General features: G+C 42.6%; 11 protein-coding genes and 4 pseudogenes. 9 read left to right on the top strand and 6 right to left on the bottom strand.

Annotated features, from left to right (window positions below; genetic code table 11):
- Positions 1-113: 113 nt before the first annotated feature.
- The 3 genes from GQR42_RS10230 (at position 114) to GQR42_RS10220 (ending at position 3,500) form a co-directional block, all read left to right on the top strand.
- Entirely contained in the window at positions 114-428 is a 315-nt protein-coding gene (locus GQR42_RS10230) for a DUF1825 family protein (protein ID WP_002738222.1), read from the top strand.
- 802 nt (positions 429-1,230) lie between these two features.
- Positions 1,231-2,337: an RRXRR domain-containing protein gene (locus GQR42_RS10225; RefSeq protein ID WP_158199889.1), complete on the top strand. Its 1,107-nt coding sequence runs from the start codon at positions 1,231-1,233 to the stop codon at positions 2,335-2,337.
- Between the two features lie 50 nt (positions 2,338-2,387).
- Positions 2,388-3,500 (top strand): hypothetical protein, encoded by a 1,113-nt coding sequence (locus tag GQR42_RS10220; protein WP_158199888.1) that lies wholly within the window; start codon positions 2,388-2,390, stop codon positions 3,498-3,500.
- A gap of 16 nt (positions 3,501-3,516) precedes the next feature.
- Here the strand turns inward: GQR42_RS10220 and GQR42_RS10215 are convergent, their stop codons facing one another.
- Positions 3,517-4,566 carry an aromatic ring-hydroxylating oxygenase subunit alpha gene (locus GQR42_RS10215; RefSeq protein ID WP_158199887.1) on the bottom strand — a complete coding sequence of 350 codons (1,050 nt, stop codon included), beginning with the start codon at positions 4,564-4,566 and terminating at the stop codon, positions 3,517-3,519.
- A 444-nt stretch (positions 4,567-5,010) separates the two neighbouring features.
- Here GQR42_RS10215 and GQR42_RS10210 point away from each other — a divergent pair.
- Positions 5,011-5,279: pseudogene (locus GQR42_RS10210) on the top strand (RNA-guided endonuclease TnpB family protein); the annotation flags it as partial.
- A gap of 109 nt (positions 5,280-5,388) precedes the next feature.
- On the opposite strand, the pseudogene GQR42_RS10205 reads toward GQR42_RS10210, so the two are convergent.
- Positions 5,389-6,399 (bottom strand): annotated as a pseudogene (locus tag GQR42_RS10205) (transposase).
- Between the two features lie 305 nt (positions 6,400-6,704).
- Between GQR42_RS10205 and GQR42_RS10200 the strand changes: the two are divergent.
- The 3 genes from GQR42_RS10200 (at position 6,705) to lpxC (ending at position 10,835) form a co-directional block, all read left to right on the top strand.
- Positions 6,705-7,583, top strand: a complete 879-nt coding sequence (locus tag GQR42_RS10200) for an Hpt domain-containing protein (RefSeq protein WP_158199886.1) — start codon at positions 6,705-6,707, stop codon at positions 7,581-7,583.
- A gap of 271 nt (positions 7,584-7,854) precedes the next feature.
- On the top strand, positions 7,855-9,930 hold the full coding sequence (locus GQR42_RS10195; protein ID WP_158199885.1) for a BamA/TamA family outer membrane protein: 2,076 nt from the start codon (positions 7,855-7,857) through the stop codon (positions 9,928-9,930).
- Between the two features lie 92 nt (positions 9,931-10,022).
- Complete coding sequence (lpxC, locus tag GQR42_RS10190; RefSeq protein WP_158199884.1) at positions 10,023-10,835, top strand: UDP-3-O-acyl-N-acetylglucosamine deacetylase; 813 nt, start codon at positions 10,023-10,025, stop codon at positions 10,833-10,835.
- Here lpxC and GQR42_RS10185 read toward each other — a convergent pair.
- From GQR42_RS10185 to GQR42_RS10175, 3 genes and pseudogenes are all read right to left on the bottom strand, one after another.
- Positions 10,832-11,707, bottom strand: a complete 876-nt coding sequence (locus GQR42_RS10185; protein WP_158199883.1) for an N-acetylmuramoyl-L-alanine amidase-like domain-containing protein — start codon at positions 11,705-11,707, stop codon at positions 10,832-10,834. The genes lpxC and GQR42_RS10185 overlap by 4 nt on opposite strands.
- 151 nt (positions 11,708-11,858) lie before the next feature.
- Positions 11,859-12,506, bottom strand: a pseudogene (locus GQR42_RS10180) (IS1 family transposase).
- 756 nt (positions 12,507-13,262) lie between these two features.
- Positions 13,263-14,087, bottom strand: a complete 825-nt coding sequence (locus GQR42_RS10175; protein WP_158202441.1) for a DUF3598 family protein — start codon at positions 14,085-14,087, stop codon at positions 13,263-13,265.
- 37 nt (positions 14,088-14,124) lie between these two features.
- Between GQR42_RS10175 and panD the strand changes: the two genes are divergently transcribed.
- Together panD and GQR42_RS10165 are read left to right on the top strand one after the other, a co-directional pair.
- Positions 14,125-14,544, top strand: a complete 420-nt coding sequence (gene panD / locus GQR42_RS10170) for an aspartate 1-decarboxylase (protein WP_158199882.1) — start codon at positions 14,125-14,127, stop codon at positions 14,542-14,544.
- 74 nt (positions 14,545-14,618) lie between these two features.
- Positions 14,619-15,807, top strand: a pseudogene (locus GQR42_RS10165) (TRC40/GET3/ArsA family transport-energizing ATPase).
- 168 nt (positions 15,808-15,975) lie between these two features.
- Here the strand turns inward: GQR42_RS10165 and GQR42_RS10160 are convergent.
- The gene (locus tag GQR42_RS10160; RefSeq protein WP_158199881.1) at positions 15,976-16,731 is read right to left on the bottom strand and encodes a cobalt-precorrin-6A reductase; all 756 of its coding nucleotides are present in this window, start codon (positions 16,729-16,731) and stop codon (positions 15,976-15,978) included.
- Positions 16,732-16,918 lie beyond the last annotated feature (187 nt).

Raw genomic sequence — 16,918 nt, 5'->3', positions numbered from 1 at the left:
CCTCTCGATTTCCCCAATACGGTAATCCGTAAATCGACTGGCTCTAGACTTTTTTCCCAGCTAAAATAAAATGGGGGGGAGAGTAACTATCGACGATAAGCAGTTTTAAGATTATGGGATTCTTTGACTCAGAGGTGGTTCAACAGGAAGCTAGACAGCTATTTGAAGATTACCAGTCCCTCACACAACTAGGCAGCGAGTACGGGAAATTCGATCGAGAGGGTAAAATCATCTTTATCGATAGGATGGAGGAGTTAATGGAACGCTACAAGATATTTATGAAGCGTTTTGAGTTATCTGAGGATTTTTCCGCCCAAATGACCGTAGAACAGCTAAAAACCCAATTAGGTCAATTTGGTATGACTCCCCAAATGATGTTCGACCAAATGCAGCAAACCCTTGAACGGATGAAGGCAGAAATTCGCTAAAATTGCCGATATTTATCGGGTGTTGGCTGTCTTTTGCCCGATAATGCTCTCTCGCTGTTTACTGCTCGGAAAATTGGGGTTTCTGCGGGTTTTCGAGAACGATGATCTAATAATTTTAACTAGGTTAGCTGGTCACTAACCCCGCCCTAAAAGCCTGTCCTTTAGTCACATCTTTCTTAACATTTCAAACCTTTGTAGCACAAGGCTTTCAAGACTCGGTAACAATTTGTAATATTCCTTGTTGACACCCTTACTGACAAAGAAAAAACTGAAATCAAGTCAGGATAAGGGTTGGAGTGCTTACTGAAAAAATTGTTAAGAAAGCTCCCTATAAGGGATAGCCTAAAAGCGACGGGGCTTGCCTAGACCAATTTAGGCGATGCAAGTAGAGACTACCGCATCGAGACACAATCTGGCCCAGACCTCCGAATACTTCCCTAGTTCGGATTCCCTCTAAGCTTTATTGGTAAAGCGTTGTTAGACAAGACATCTTGATTGTGTTGCGGAAAGGGACTTGCGCTTTGATAATGTACCTTTTGGGCGAACGCAGTTCGCCCCTACATTGTGGACAAAATCCGTTACTGTAGGGGCGCAAAGCTTGCGCCCTCCGCACGGAGGGGGTTTGCTGATCACCCTAAGTAGGGGGAGAGCCTTCGAGAACCCCCTTCCAATAAGGGACTTGCGCTTTGATCCTGTGCCATCTGGCTGGTCTGATTCTTCTACAGAGCGATTTTCAAAGCTGGGATATTATTCCCACGCAAGTCCCTAAGGGACTTTAACTTTACTCTTAAGGATTATCTCCATGGAAAGAGTTCCTGTTATCTCAAAAGAAGGAAAACCGTTAATGCCCACCAAACCCAGTCGGGCTAGACGGTGGATTAAGGAAGGAAAAGCTATCGGCAAATTCAACGACTTAGGTATTTTCTATGTCCAGCTAACCACTGAACCTTCCGACAACAAAACCCAACCGATTGCTATTGGTATTGACCCGGGTAAATTATTCTCTGGAATTGGTGTTCAATCCCCTCTTTTTACTCTTTGGAAGGCTCACTTAGAACTTCCTTTTAAGCGAGTAAGAGAGTGCCTGGACAATAGACGGTTAATGCGAAGAGGACGTAGAGGAAGACGGATTAACCGCCAACTTCCTTTTAATCTAAGAGCGCATCGACAAAAGCGATTTTCTAATCGGACAAATTCTAAGTTAGCACCAAGTATTAAAACCAATCGTCAACTTGAACTTCGAGTCGTTTCCGAACTAACCAAAATCTATCCAATTACCGATATTTACTTTGAGTACATCAAAGCCGATATTGCTCTAACTTCCAGGAGAAAAGGAGCTAAGTCTGGAAAAGGTTTCTCGCCAGTTATGGTCGGACAGAAATGGGCTATTGAGCAACTATCTCAATTGGCAACAGTCCATACTCGCTTTGGTTGGCAAACCTCTAATCTTAGAAAACATTTGCGACTAGAAAAGTCCAAAAATAAAGCAGAACAATCACCAGAAAGTCATGCTAACGATGGCATTGCTCTTGCCTGTTTTCAGTTTTTAGATTATTGGCCATTTCACACTTCTAATGGTCATGGATACGATTGGAAGGGTTCTGTTGAAGTAACAAACGCTCCCTTTGCTGTCATCAAACGTCCTCCTATTAGTCGTCGTCAACTTCACCTGATGGTTTTTTCCAAAGGTGGTAAACGACGTAAATATGGTGGCTCTACCACAAGACATGGGTTCCGTAAAGGAGATTTAGTTTCTTCTCCCAAAGGAATTGGTTATGTTAGTGGAGATACCGAAAAACAGCTATCTGTAAGCGATACCAATGGTCAACGATTGGGACAGATGGCTGTTAGCAAGATTCAGTTAATTCGTCGTTCTAACGGTTTAATTGTTTCTCACCAACTCATATAAAGCCGCCCTCCGTTATCGCTAAAGGGCGGGGTTTAAGACCCAATTTTTCGATGAACTCCAGGCCAGATTCACAAGAGAATATTGAGCCACCTCAGTATAGTGAAAAAACTAACCGCATTCAGGCAATCAGTCAACTGATTAAGGCGATAACCCCGTTAATTTGGGCTATAGTTGTTCTAGTGGTTATCTTGCCTCTTTTAGGGAAAATTTGGCTAGGAACTGCCAGCAATGAACCGTTAAAAACTAAAGTTGCTACCGAAACTAACCTAGAGATTCCCATCAGTATAACCAAAAAATCTAACAGTCAAATCGAGCGAGAAATTAGCCAAGCTTTACAGACAGCGAGAGCAAATTCTCAAACCTTTGCCCTAGGAGAAATTGAGGGATGGGTGGAGGAGTTGATGACACGGGTAGATCAGGGTTTTCTGCCTTGGTATTTTAACTATTTCAATCAAAAACAATTTGAGGGCAAGGCCTTTCTAAGCGGATTATACTCCTCGATCGCTCACTGGGTCAATAGGGATAATCCACCTCCGGAACAGGTGGTGGCTGAAAATTTGACCAAAACTATTCAAACCGAGTTTACTAAACGGGTAATTCGTCCCCAAGAAGCACAATTACGCCTAGAAAGAATCACTAGAGATACTGTTAATTTATATGTAAATAATTTAAGCACTGAATTGGCAAATATACAGACCAGTTATCAAATTCCCCAAGGCAAATGGGACCGTTATCTTAGTGATATAGCCATAACAATTAAAGATACCGAGGGCAATATTTCTAACACATCAATCAAACTTTTAGTCGGTGGAACCACTGCTTTAGGGGTTAAATCTTTAATTCCCGTCATCAAAGTGGGCAGTACAGTTTATTTATCCCTAGCGGGAAAAACGGGGGCGAAAATTGCCACTAAAACCGGTGGGGCAGTAGCGAGTAGTTTTGGGGCAGAATTAATCGATCCAATCGTGGGAATTGGCTTGATAGTTTGGGATTTATGGGACTATCAGCACACGGTAAACATTGAAAAACCGATTCTGCGGGATGCTATTTTTAATTATTTACAAGAGGTCAAATATGATCTAGTCAATAATCATCAAGGTAGCGTCCTTTCATCCATTTATCAAATTGAAGCCAGTGTCAATAAATCCTTAGTGAGAAGCTAAATAAAATGAGCAAATTCTAACTGCGCCACCGTAAAATTTGTGCTTTAATGGGGTTGACAAAATCCCGTTTTTCTGCTTGAGATTTTTCGTATTCTTGCTTGAGGCGATAATACCATTTGGCTTGGGTATCGGCATCATCAATTAACATCAAAGCTGGATGATAACTAAGTCCTTCCTGTTGTTTAATCACCACATCGCGATCCTGTTTGAGGAATTGTCGGGTTAAATAACGCAAAAGAGGGGTTAAAAATGCCAACCAAGGAATCGTATAGTATAAACTTTGATGGACTTCGCAGTGATTTTCATCGATGGGAGTAATTGCCGTAAAAGCACAGGCCAAATAGCGATCACCTCGTAGTATTTCTGTACGCACCGAGGGTAATTCAAAAACAATTTCAATCGATACTTTATTACCCAAAATTTTATAGGGTTTCGCACTTACGGGCATATCATAGGGGGCAAGACGAAAACCGAGGGGAACAGGTTCGTATTGTTTTTCTTTGACCCGAAATTGGCGCGGACCGCTGCGCCACCACCAAGAAGTATGAACGTAGGGACCGTGGGCCGGATCCATCAATCCCACCACTGCATGGTCAATATTGCAATCGAAAGGGATAGTTTCGGCTATTTTCGGTGTAAGTTTGCCAAAATCACTAATAGTCGGCACAGGAGGCAGATTTTCTTGATTAATTTCTCTTTTTGAGTCTGCCGGAATAAACACCCAAATATGACCTTGTATTTCGCGACAGGGATAACTGGTGACACAAATTCTGCTAATATCAAGGCGATCGTGTTCAGTTAATGAGGGTATCTCAGAACAAACGCCATCGCTAGTGTTAAATTTCCAGCCGTGATAGCAACAGTAAACCCCATCCCCTTCAATCCAGCCATGGTGCAGCGGAATGCCACGATGGGGGCAAATATCCCGCAATGCGAACACTTCTCCATCCTGTCTCCTGCCGACAACAATCGGTTCACCTAGCATTTTTTTGGCCATTAGCTGACCGGGTTTAAGTTTATTTGCCGGTGTGGCCACATACCAAAAGTCGCGCAGTAAGCTAGTCATAGGGTTTCTCTGGAGAGCTTCGATCGTTCATCCTATCATTAGAATTGAAGGTTATCGAAAATGTCAGGGTAAAGACCCTCATACCATTTTTCTTTATCCGTAGCAGACATAACCGGGTGCATCTCCTATTGGTGATTTTCTCTCACTGATGGTGAGCAGCAGAAGTTGTTCAAAGAGGGCGAAGGCAATTCGCCCCTACAATAATATGATTGCGCCAATGGTAGGGGCGCACCGCGTGCGCCCAAAATGTCCTCTAGATATTTCGACAAAATTGAGATGCACCAGGCATAACCATCTCTGTCATTACTTTTGAAAAATGGTATCAGTTTTACAGATGGGATGAAACCATGACCAATAGAGCATCGGCGAAGCACGATTATTGAACCTTGACGGTTTTGTGCGGATTGTGTTAGCTTAAAATAAGTTTTTTAAGGCCAATAAACAATGATTGTCTTAGAAATGAAAGCAGTGGTCAAGCCGAGTCAGTGTTCTACCATTGACTATGGTATTCGTACAGTACAATTTATCGGTAATAAGGCTTTAAGACTTTGGATGGATGCTTCCACGAGAGGATAAAGTAGATAAATATGCTCTCAGTAAATATTGTGCAGTTTTGGTGTTCATAGTTTAAGTTCGTCGATGAATTAAATTCTACTGCTAGACAAGCAACAGCAGAACCGGCATGGTCGGCTGTTGCTCGTTTCTATGATAATTGAAAGAAAAAGGTAAAAGGTAAACAAGGTTATCCTAAATTACCAGAAACGTTGCATCTCGTAACAAAAATTTACATTTAAGAACATAACAACCCCAAAACGCCATTTTTCAAATTGAATAGACAATTTTCCTAACCCAGTGTAAATAGCTGATATGTTGACACATAAAACTCTGTAAATAGCGCAATTTATCTAATAAGCTTTTGCTGAATGCTTCTTCAATATCTATTAGTTGCAAAATTAAATAAGCGATGATAAAGCTATAAATTTGTATCGAAATTCCTCTCTCATTTTTTGTGATTAAACGGTCAAGCTTTAGCTGCATTTTTAGAAATTTACCAAGAAGTTATATTGGTCATCTTTGCCGATAAATTTCGGCAATTTCCTCATGACTTACCCCTCCTTATCCTTCTAAGGGTAAGTCCGTCGCAATCCGAAATTAACTTGTACTTTCTAGATCACAAAACTCAACGATTCTTACCTCTACTTCTCTTTTTTCTGCTCCTAGTTTGACCATTTTCCAGCATTTATAGCTTCAGATCATTTTTAACCCTTAAAACAAAGTGCTTGTCTTTTTTCTCTAATAATTTTTTGATTCTTTCATGATAATAAAAGCCTCGGTTCCGTACCTAAACTCTATTTAAAGGAATTTCTTCGATAGTTTTTTGCCCTTGTTTAGAGTCATGTACTTGACCAAAATTGCTCACGATCCCCCCCACTTCTGTGGTGATACTATTTAGTCCACAGAATAATTTTACTTGATGCCGTCCTTTTTGCCATAACAGTTTACTTGTCAGTGAGATTATTGTTGAGTCAATTGGAAACAAAGCTTGAGCTGCTTCTTTTCCTTTTTTGCTTACTAACCTTTTATTTAATTCATTTATGATTTTCTCAAATGGTTCTGTCTCTCGGATTTTACTCGCCTTAGAAAACGTTGACGTATTGACATTAATTCCTGGCATTTTCAGGCGTGCGCTTAAGTCTCTCATGCTAACGATAATTTTATCCAGCGCCAACCTATCCAACAGGAGACAAAGGTAAATGTACTTAAGGCGGGATAGTCATTTTTGGGGAGTGGCTTGAGAAGCTCTTTCATTAGTTTTGGGAAAATTATAAGCAGGGCTTATTTACATTTATTTGTGTATATTTACTTTATTTTCTTATCTATAATATCAAATTTTGGACGACTTTTTTCCCCGTTCAACACTTCCGGTGAGAGAGAGTCTATCTTTCTCTAAAAAAATGGAGAATCACTTTGGGGAGCCCTTTGGTATTTTATCCATGACTACAATGCACAACAAAGCAAAGGATTAAGCCTCCATCACTACTACCGAATCACCAGTGCCATTGCCTAATAACTGATATATTTCCTAAAAAACTGGGCAATCTAGGATTAGACAGCATCTTGATAAGGGGGATAAGACCGTGGACTCCGCTAACAATCAGAAAATTCTCGGCTATTTCATCGAAGAAGCAAAAGAACACCTCGAAACTTTGGAACAGGGAATTTTAGACTTAGGCAATCTCGTGAACAACACTGAACAGATGAACGAGATGTTTCGAGCCGCCCATTCCATCAAGGGGGGGGCGGCCATGTTAGGTTATACCAGTATCCAAAAAACTGCTCACCGTCTTGAGGATGCTTTCAAAATACTGAAAGAAAATCCCATACAAGTCGATCAAAAATTAGAATCTTTGTTTCTGAAAGGTTATGATCTGCTTCAGATATTGATCGATAAGCTGCAGAGTCCCTTAGGTTTGCAAGCAGAGGAAGCTAACGCTATCGTTAAAAACGGTGAACCGACTTTTGCCGAATTAGGGGTCCATCTTAAGTATCTTCTCGGCCAAGGAAAATCTACCCCAGCTATTGCGGCAGCGTCTTCTATCTCCATCAGCGTCAGAGATATCCTGCAACAGATGTTACAACTGTTCAAACAGGAAGAAACCAGTGCTTCCCGTCAGCAATTACAAGAATTAATTTTATCTCTGTCTCAATTGGCTTCAGAACCACAAAAATGGCAATATTTAGTTAAAAATGCCCAATCAGCCCTGGCTAACCCCAAACATTCCTATCGCACTCTCGCCCCAGTTATTATTAAAGAATTAAAACAAGCCAGTGATTTATTAGAATGGGGTCGCGGGGAAGAAATCACCGTCAGTCAAGAATTGCAATTATTAGCCACCGCCAAATTACCACAAATCCTGATTACCCTGGAACCGGAATTAGTAGCTAGTACCCTGCTGCAAATGTTCAATCGCCAACAGGTCTCGCAACTGGTAGAGTTATTACAAACCAGGGGTTGACATCTGCGCTGGCGTAATTAATTGTGCAAAACCGAGGTGGTAATCATCCTAGAGGGTAAATTGGAATAGAGCCAAACCGGAAAAAGCTAAGATATGGCAAGATTAAAACTTAATGCATCAGGGCTGCCCAATGTCAGACCTGATGCAGTATCTCTTTAGTCACCAGTCAAGCTGGGATTTACTGAGAGTAAGCGATCTGCTAAAGTTTTAACGTTCGTTAAATTTCTCGGGCAGAGAAAACAAACAAAACCATAATGGTGTTACTGGGTGTGTGGAAGTGCTTAAAAATCTCAATTTTTCGAGGCCATATTCCTCGCTGGCCGTGCTGCTGGCTATTTTCGGATTATTTCACGGGACGGCAATTGCCCAAGAAGAACCCCCAGAGACGGTTTTTCCCCGCGTCGAGCAGCTAGTACAGTCTCCCCCCGCGACGGGAGAAACTACTCCACCCGTGGCACCGGCACCGGAAACCCCGACGGAAACCCCAAACCCTCCAGAAACTCCCACAACAGCCCCACCAGCGCAGGTCGAGGAGTCGCGGGTTTTGGTGGCCGAAGTGGTAGTACAAGGGGCCGATCGAGAATTAGAAAATCTAGTTTATAATACCATTCGCACCCGACCCGGACGAAGCACGACTCGATCGCAACTGCAAGAAGATATTAACGCCGTTTTTGCCACGGGTTTTTTTGCCGATGTGCGGGCAGTTCCCCAAGATACGCCCCTAGGGGTGCGAGTCACCTTTGAGGTGCAACCTAACCCCGTTTTTCAGGGCGTACAGATTCAAATTGCCCCAGAAACCGTGGACAAATCGATTTTACCTGCCGGCGTGGTCGAGGAAATTTTCGCCGGTCAATACGGCAAAACCCTGAATTTGCGGGAATTACAGGCGGGGGTAAAAAAAATCAATGACTGGTACAGCAAAAACGGCTATGATCTAGCCCAGGTGATCGGTGCGCCGCAAGTCACTCCCGATGGTAGGGTGATTCTGGTCATTTCTGAAGGTTTAATCGAAAAAATTCAAGTACGCTACTTTAACGTCGAACAGGAGCCGGTCAAGGGGAAAACCAGAGAATTTATCATTACTAGGGAAATGCGCCTAAAAGCGGGGGATATTTTCAACCGCAATACGGCCCAACAGGATTTACAGCGTGTTTTCGGTCTCGGTTTATTCGAGGATGTGCGTCTCTCTTTTTCCCCCGGCAGCGACCCAAGGGAGGTGGTCGTTAACGTCGATGTGGTGGAAGGTAATACCGGTTCCCTGGCCGCTGGGGGTGGTATTAGCTCGAATGCGGGCTTATTCGGGACTGTTAGCTATCAACAGCGCAATTTTGGCGGTAATAACCAAACTTTAGGGGCAGAAGTCCAATTAGGGGAACGGGAATTTTTATTTGATCTGAGTTTTTCCGATCCTTGGATTGCCACGGATAATTTCCGCACTTCCTACACGGTCAACGTTTTCCGGCGACAGTCGATTTCTCTAGTTTATGATGGGGAAAATTCCTCAATTCGGACGCTTAACGATAATGATAGTCCCCGTATCGTCCGGACGGGTGGCGGTATTACTTTTGTCCGTCCTTTGGCCCCCGATGTGTTTACGAAACCAAAATGGGTGGTTTCCCTAGGCTTTAACTATCAACAGGTACAGGTGCAAAATGCCAATGGTGACATCTCTCCCCTGTCTGCACCTCTCCATGGTTTTGGCAGTCAACAACTGGCTTTTAGTTCCTCTGGGATCGATGATCTACTTTCCCTAAATATTGGCGCTATTCAAGATTTTCGCGACAATCCCCTGCAGCCCACCAGTGGTTCTTTCCTGCGTCTAGGTTTAGAACAAACTATTCCGGTCGGTTCTGGCAGTATTTTCGGCACTCGTGTTCGGGGCAGTTACAGTTATTTTATCCCCGTTCGGTTGATTAATTCCTTTAATCTCTTTGAAACCGATATTTTTAAAGGTCAGCAATCCCTCGCTTTTAATGTGCAAGCAGGGACAGTATTAGGTGATTTACCCCCCTACGATGCTTTTATTGTGGGGGGTAGTAACTCTGTACGGGGTTACGCCGAGGGAGAAGTGGGTAGCGGTCGCAGTTATTTCCAAGCGACGGCCGAATATCGTTTTCCCATTGTCGCCATTATCGGGGGGGCGTTATTTGTCGATTTCGGCACTACTATTGGTTCCCAAGGCGATGTCCCCGGTCAACCCGGGATTGTCCGGGATTTACCCGGTACCGGTCTCGGTTACGGGTTAGGTGTTCGGGTACAGTCTCCCGTCGGTCAAATTCGGGTTGACTACGGTTTTAATGTCGATGGTGGTTCTCGTCTCCATTTCGGTATCGGGGAACGATTCTAATCAGTTATCAGTTATCAGTTATCAGTTATCAGTTATCGATAAATTTAGTTCTTTTTGCTGTTCACTGATCAAAGCTTTATTACTTAATAATTATGGTTTCTACTATCCCTAAACAATTTGAATTATCGGGAATTGGCCTGCATTCGGGGGAAATAACACGGGTGCGCGTCTGTGGGGCCAATCCGGGAGAAGGACGTTATTTTGTCCGCAGAGATTTAGCCAATCAACCGATTATTCCCGCTCTAGTTTCTTCGGTTTACCAAACGACTTTATCAACGGAATTGGGACAAGGAGAAGCAAAGGTTAGAACCGTTGAGCATTTATTAGCTGCCTTAACCGCTTTGGGGGTAGAGGATGCTCGCATTGAGGTGGATGGTGCGGAAATTCCCCTCCTCGATGGTTCGGCCAAAATCTGGGTGGAAGCACTCGAAAATGCTGGTTTAGATAACTCTTTTTCTCGATCAGATTTAACTATTTCTCAACCGATTTGGTTGTACGAAGGAGATGCTTTTGTAGCGGCGATTCCTTCCCCTGAATTACGTTTTACCTACGGCATCGATTTTACCTATAAACCCATCGGTAATCAATGGTATAGTTGGAGTCCCGATCAAGAAAGTTTTCGATCCGCGATCGCAGATGCCCGTACTTTCGGTTTTGCCGATCAAATTGAATATTTACAAAAGGCTGGTTTAATTAAAGGAGGCAGTTTAGAAAATGCCTTAGTCTGCGATCAAAATCAATGGTTAAATCCTCCTTTACGCTTTGATAATGAGCCAGCAAGACATAAATTATTGGACTTAATTGGTGATTTGAGTTTACTGGGAACCATTCCCACCGCTCATTACATGGCTTTTAAAGCTAGTCATAAACTGCACATTCAATTAGCTAAAGCAATTCAGGGTTAATTATTTCTTGGATCAAGGGAACGAACGACAAAAATACCGATGGCTTTGTCCACTTTACTGATGTAGTTTTGTAGGTCTTTAGCAATGGTAACTTGACCGGCAGGAGAGGCATGAATTAAGCCAATTTTGCCATCGGGAAAGCGATAAACTAGGCCGGTATGGGTGGTATCTAAACCAGCGATATTAGTCACGACACCGATAATATCGCCCGCTTGCAGTTGTGGATAAATATCTTTAATCTTAGCGGTGGGAATATAGGTTAAGGATAAGCTTTCTAATTGCCGTTCTACCTGTTGAATACAATCGTAATTACTTTGACTTTTTAACTGGGGATATAGATAGCGGTTTTTGCTCATAAAGTTGAGTTTTTTGTCAAGAGTAATTCCCCCTAATTTTTGAGTAATATCTTCTAGATTGCCTCGTTTTTGGTTGTCATTAATCCAATCGGAAAAGTAATGCAGACGACTACAATAACCGTCGAGAATACCGTGGCGATAACGTTGATTTAAAACCTGCTGACTAAAAGCAGAATACTGATAATTTTTTAAAGCAAAATTGTGACTCAAAGCGAGAACTGTTTCCACAAAAAGGACACAATCAAACTCTTTTAAAGAGATAAATAATTTTTCCGTTGCCGAGCGATCAATTAATCCTGCTTGATATTTTGCTCCTAAAAATTGAGTGGCGATATTCTGGATTATATCAGCCATGGGTAAGCGATCGAGTTGTTGATTTTGGGCGTACTGCACCAGTTTTTGATAATTAGGATCGCTTACTTCTTGAGCAAGAATAGTTTCCGATCGAGCTATGCTCACGGGAATTAAAACAGGATTAATTAATAAATAGGGTAAAGTTATCCAATTAAAAAACATTGTTGATCGGTTACTAAAAATAATCGGGTTTATCATCGACTCATACAAATTAACTATCGGAGTAATTATCAACTGTTAAAATCTGCTAGGTTTAGTTGGTATTTCTCATTGTATTATACTATATATTATAGATAAAGTGGCTCTATGGGAGTTATTTCCCGACTGGTCGATGACGTTTACTCGGAATTACTGTCTTATAGGACTCCCAAAAGTCTGTGTAAGTAACAGCGCATTGTCGGTAAACACCAGGTAAACTGGCCCCAAAGTTTTTTGGCTGATTGACGACTCCTATCTCCGCGCATAGCAACCAATAATTTCTCGCGTAGTTCTATCGATAGCTAACCAAATATATACCTTGATTTTCTGACAAAATACGAATGACCATAACTCATCACATTCTAGGATTAATTTGCCTTTAGGTTTGTCTGTAACCTTTACTTGGCGGGGAACTTGGCTAAATTTATTATTAACATAATTTTGTAACCATGACCAACTTACCCCTGTTACTCTAGCAATTCCTCGTCAGGAAATTCGTTCGAGCAAGAGTTGATCGATTAATTGTTTGGTTTCGTCAGAGACGGTTTTATTAGTGGGATTGATCACAAACGGTTGACCACATTCTTTACATTGACGTTTGGGTTTTCCATTATGAATAGAACCATTCTTGATCCTATGGTGAGAACCACAACGCTTGACAAGTAAATAGAGGTGAACTAGGGGGGGTATTTTCTTCTGTGCTAGACTGATATTTGAGTAAGCCAGACAGGAGCCAGAAAAAGATATTTATCAGAAAAGTCATGAGCAAGCCGGAGGTTTAAAGACTGAGCGGGTTCCAATTATTATTATTAATAAATATTTTACACACTTCATACCAGGTAAGCAAGAGGGCTACGGCACTACTACCAAATCATTTCTGATGACTGATAACAAGGGCCGAATCTAAAACCTAATTTGTTAAGTATCTAAGCACAATTAATTACACATCTAAGCCACTACTCCGTCAGACTGCTGCTGTGATCAGTAAACAGTGAACTGAAAACTCAAATCCGATCCCTAATAGCTGTCTTGTGAGTCTCGGAGTCTCGGAGTCTCGGAGTCTCGACTAGGAAATTAATTTTGCACGACTACTTAAGCTATAGCGGTTTTCACAGAAGTGAGTCCCGATTGAAACGCTGAAACGCCTATCTATCAAGGGATTTACTATACCTTATTAGACTGAAAACCGCTATAAAAGCTTTGATGTACTTAGGGTCTGCGGCAAAAAGTTTCTCGTGGGTGTAGGGTGTAGGGTTTTACCCATTTTCATCTGGTAAATTACCTAGTTTTCAGGGAAAAAGTCCCGGAATTTTCCCCCCGATCACTCCCAGATCTGGTACTTTTTGATTTCACAAAAGCCTAAAGATATTATCCAACAAGGTTTTTAGATTTATTCAGCAACCCCTACTTAGTTTCTAACCTTCTTTTTAGGTAGGAGAATTGCCAGATTCCTCCTTGGAGCCTATTGCCTGTTGCCTCTTGCCTTCAGAAGCTGATAACTGAAAACACTCCTAACACCTCAACTCACCCTTTCCTCCGTCACCAGAGTAATACCTGTCCATTCTCCCTTCTCATCATAAGAACGAATTAGGCGCTGTCTTTGAGTAGGAGAAAGTAACCAACCCACTTCTAAAACAAAACGATGACCGGCAGTAATTTTCAGAGGTGTATTACAGGAAGCTCCATCTGGCAGCAGCAGGATTTGAATCGGCAGCGGACTATTTTCAAACAACAATCTTTGTCCCTCAATACGAGCGCTAGAAGTAATTTGATTATCGCCAAAAGTCAAAGTTTGCGAGAGATAATTATCCCCCTGACGCTCGATCGATACATGAGTAGAATAGGCAGGAAAATTATAAAAATCGCGTCCCGTTGTCACCGCCTGTCCTCGCCATTGACCTAGTAATTGCTCCACCGCTAACAGCGGTCTTTCTGGTGACTGAGAATCAACTAACTTTTCCCGAATTAAAGTCAAGCGATCGAACTCACAGCGCTCATTAAATAACTGTACGATTCTTAATCGTCTTTCCCCAGAGATTAACCCAAATTCTGCGCCGAATTGTGAGGAAAAACTACTAAAATATAAAGAACCTTGGCAAAAAGCTCCCGTCTGGCTAAATAGAATACCCTGATGGAGAGAACTATACTCTAAAATTAAATCTTCCGGCACTCGATCGCTGTAGAGACGACGGACCAATTGACGAATCGATCGATTATTATTAATGCCTTGCAAAGATACCAAAGTCGGGGTATCTTCGATCAAATCGCCTTGGGGAGACAGACGGGTAAAAGAACCTTGCCATTGACCGAGATTTTTTAGTAAACATTCCCACTGGGAGAGCATAATAATTGAAGTAATTGGGGGAAATAGGACAAAATACATGGGAACAATTCGATTAATGCACGCCAAACTCCATCGAGTGCGCGTCAGCGAGGCTAACGTCGATTATGTCGGCAGTATCACTATCGATCGAGAATTGATTGAGCGGGTCGGTATTTTGCCCCTTGAAGAGGTGGATGTGGTCAATCTTAGCAATGGTAAGCGCTTTTCCACCTACGTTTTTCCCGGCCAAACCGGGGAAATCTGCCCCAACGGTGGTGCGGCTCTGCTGTGTCAACCAGGAGATATTTTGATTATCTATGCCTACGAACAACGTCCACGGCAAGAAGTTCTCGAAAACGGTCATTTTGCCAAAGTTATCGTCGCTGATGCCGAAAATCGCTGTCAGCAATTTTTTGAACAGAGCCTAATTCCCCGGGGTGATGGTCGGGGAGTGGAATTTTATAGCCGAGAATGCTGATTCTTGTCCTCAATTTGTTAACTTTCCCGTCATAATAAGAATAAGTAATGTAAATTTTCTTAGAATCAGCCCCCATGCGTGTAATTCTCATGACCGGTAAAGGAGGCGTGGGTAAAACCTCCGTCGCCGCCGCTACAGGACTCCGCTGCGCCGAACTTGGCTATAAAACCCTAGTTCTCAGCACCGATCCCGCTCACTCTCTCGCTGACAGTTTCGATCTCGAATTAGGTCACGATCCTCGTTTGGTACGCCCCCATCTTTGGGGGGCAGAATTAGATGCACTAATGGAGTTAGAAGGCAACTGGGGCGCAGTAAAACGTTACATTACTCAGGTATTGCAAGCTAGGGGTTTAGATGGAGTGCAAGCGGAAGAATTAGCGATTTTACCAGGAATGGATGAGATTTTCGGCTTAGTTCGCATGAAACGCCACTACGATGAGGGGACTTATGATGTGTTGATTATCGATTCCGCACCCACGGGGACAGCTTTACGATTGCTGAGTTTGCCAGAGGTGGGCGGTTGGTACATGAGAAGATTTTACAAACCTTTACAGGGAATGTCGGTGGCATTGCGACCACTGGTGGAACCTTTATTTCGACCGAGTCGCCGGTTTTTCCCTACCGGACAAGGAAGTTATGGATGCTCCCTACGAGTTTTATGAGCAGATCGAGGCTTTAGAAAAGGTTTTGACCGATAATACTCAAACCTCGGTACGTTTGGTGACAAACCCCGAAAAAATGGTGATTAAGGAGTCTTTACGCGCCCATGCCTATCTAAGTCTCTATAATGTTTCCACCGATTTGATTATTGCTAATCGGATTATTCCCGACAAAGTAACCGATCCTTTCTTTGCCCGTTGGAAAGAAAATCAACAGGGTTATAAACAGGAAATTTACGATAATTTTCATCCTTTACCAGTTAAGGAAGTTCCTCTCTACTCTGAAGAAATGTGTGGTTTACCCGCTTTAGAAAGACTGAAAGAAACTCTTTTTGCCGGGGAAGATCCGACTAAGGTTTATTACCAAGAAAACACCATTCGGGTAGTTCAACAGGAAAATAATTACAGTCTGGAATTATATTTACCCGGCATACCCAAGGAACAGATACAACTAAATAAAACTGGAGATGAGTTAAATATTCGCATTGGGAATCACCGTCGTAATTTAGTCTTACCCCAAGCTTTGGCAGCCCTGAAACCTTCGGGAGCAAAAATGGAAGATGATTACCTGAAAATCTCTTTTAGCAACGTGGTAAAAGTGTAATTTTCCTAGAGTAGGTGGGAAGCTTATCAGTGATCAGTAATCAGTAAACAGTAATCAGTGAACTGAAAAATAACATCTGATCACTGATAAGCTGTCTCGGATTCTCCTGTCTCGACTAGGAAATTGATTTGGCAAGATTACTTATTACTGATGATTTTCCCAGAAAAATCAAGAGAGCAATCTTTTTTCTAACCATGCCAGGACACTGTTAACATCCGCCACTTTTTCTCCTTCGGGTACAGGTGGACGTTGCACCATTACCACGGTTATTCCCAACTCTCTAGCGGCGATAATTTTAGCGTAGGTGGCATCACCGCCGCTATTTTTACTCACGATCGCCCCAATCTTATATTCTTGCAAAAGAGAGCGCTCTGACTGCAAGGAAAAAGGCCCCCGTGCCAACAATAATTTTCCCACTGGTACGATAGCATCCGCTCCCGGAGGGTCAATCATCCGCATCAAAAACCAGATATTTTTTAAATGTGCATAACTTGCCAGTTCTTGCCGACCAATAGTGAGAAATATCCGCGGAGCTAACCCCGGTAAAATATTCGCCGCTGCTTGATTGTTTTCTACTTCAATCCAATTATCTCCAGATACTTTTTCCCAAGCTGGACGACTTAACATTAATCGAGGAATACCACAATCTGAGGCGGCTTGAGCGGCATTAAAGGAAATTTGTGCGGCAAAGGGATGGGTGGCATCAATTAAACAATCAATGCCTTCTTGCCGCAGATAATTGGCTAACCCAGTGGCACCACCAAACCCCCCCCGGCGAGAAGGAGTTGTGAAAGTAATCGGTTCTCTCGTGCGACCGGCAAAAGAAGCGATGGCATCCATACCCGGAATTGCCGCAATTTTGGTCGCTAATGCCGCCGCTTCCCCCGTTCCCCCTAAAATCAGCACTCTTTTATTTTTAGTCATCTAGCAATCGCCAAAAGGTTAACTAATTTTCCATCTTCCTATCTTCCCTGGCAAAGGAAGGAGATTTGGGGGTTAAATCACGCTACTTTTTCCCAAAAACGAGGAATCTGTGCTAAGTTACCACAAAGTTTATTTTCCGAGCAGACTCTCGGAAGATAGACCATCAATCAAGACCAATTGAACTTTT

The sequence above is a fragment of the Microcystis aeruginosa FD4 genome (assembly GCF_009792235.1).
Classification (GTDB): domain Bacteria; phylum Cyanobacteriota; class Cyanobacteriia; order Cyanobacteriales; family Microcystaceae; genus Microcystis; species Microcystis viridis.
Note: the sequence above shows the minus strand (reverse complement) of the source record. Positions and strands in the feature narration are given on the sequence as shown.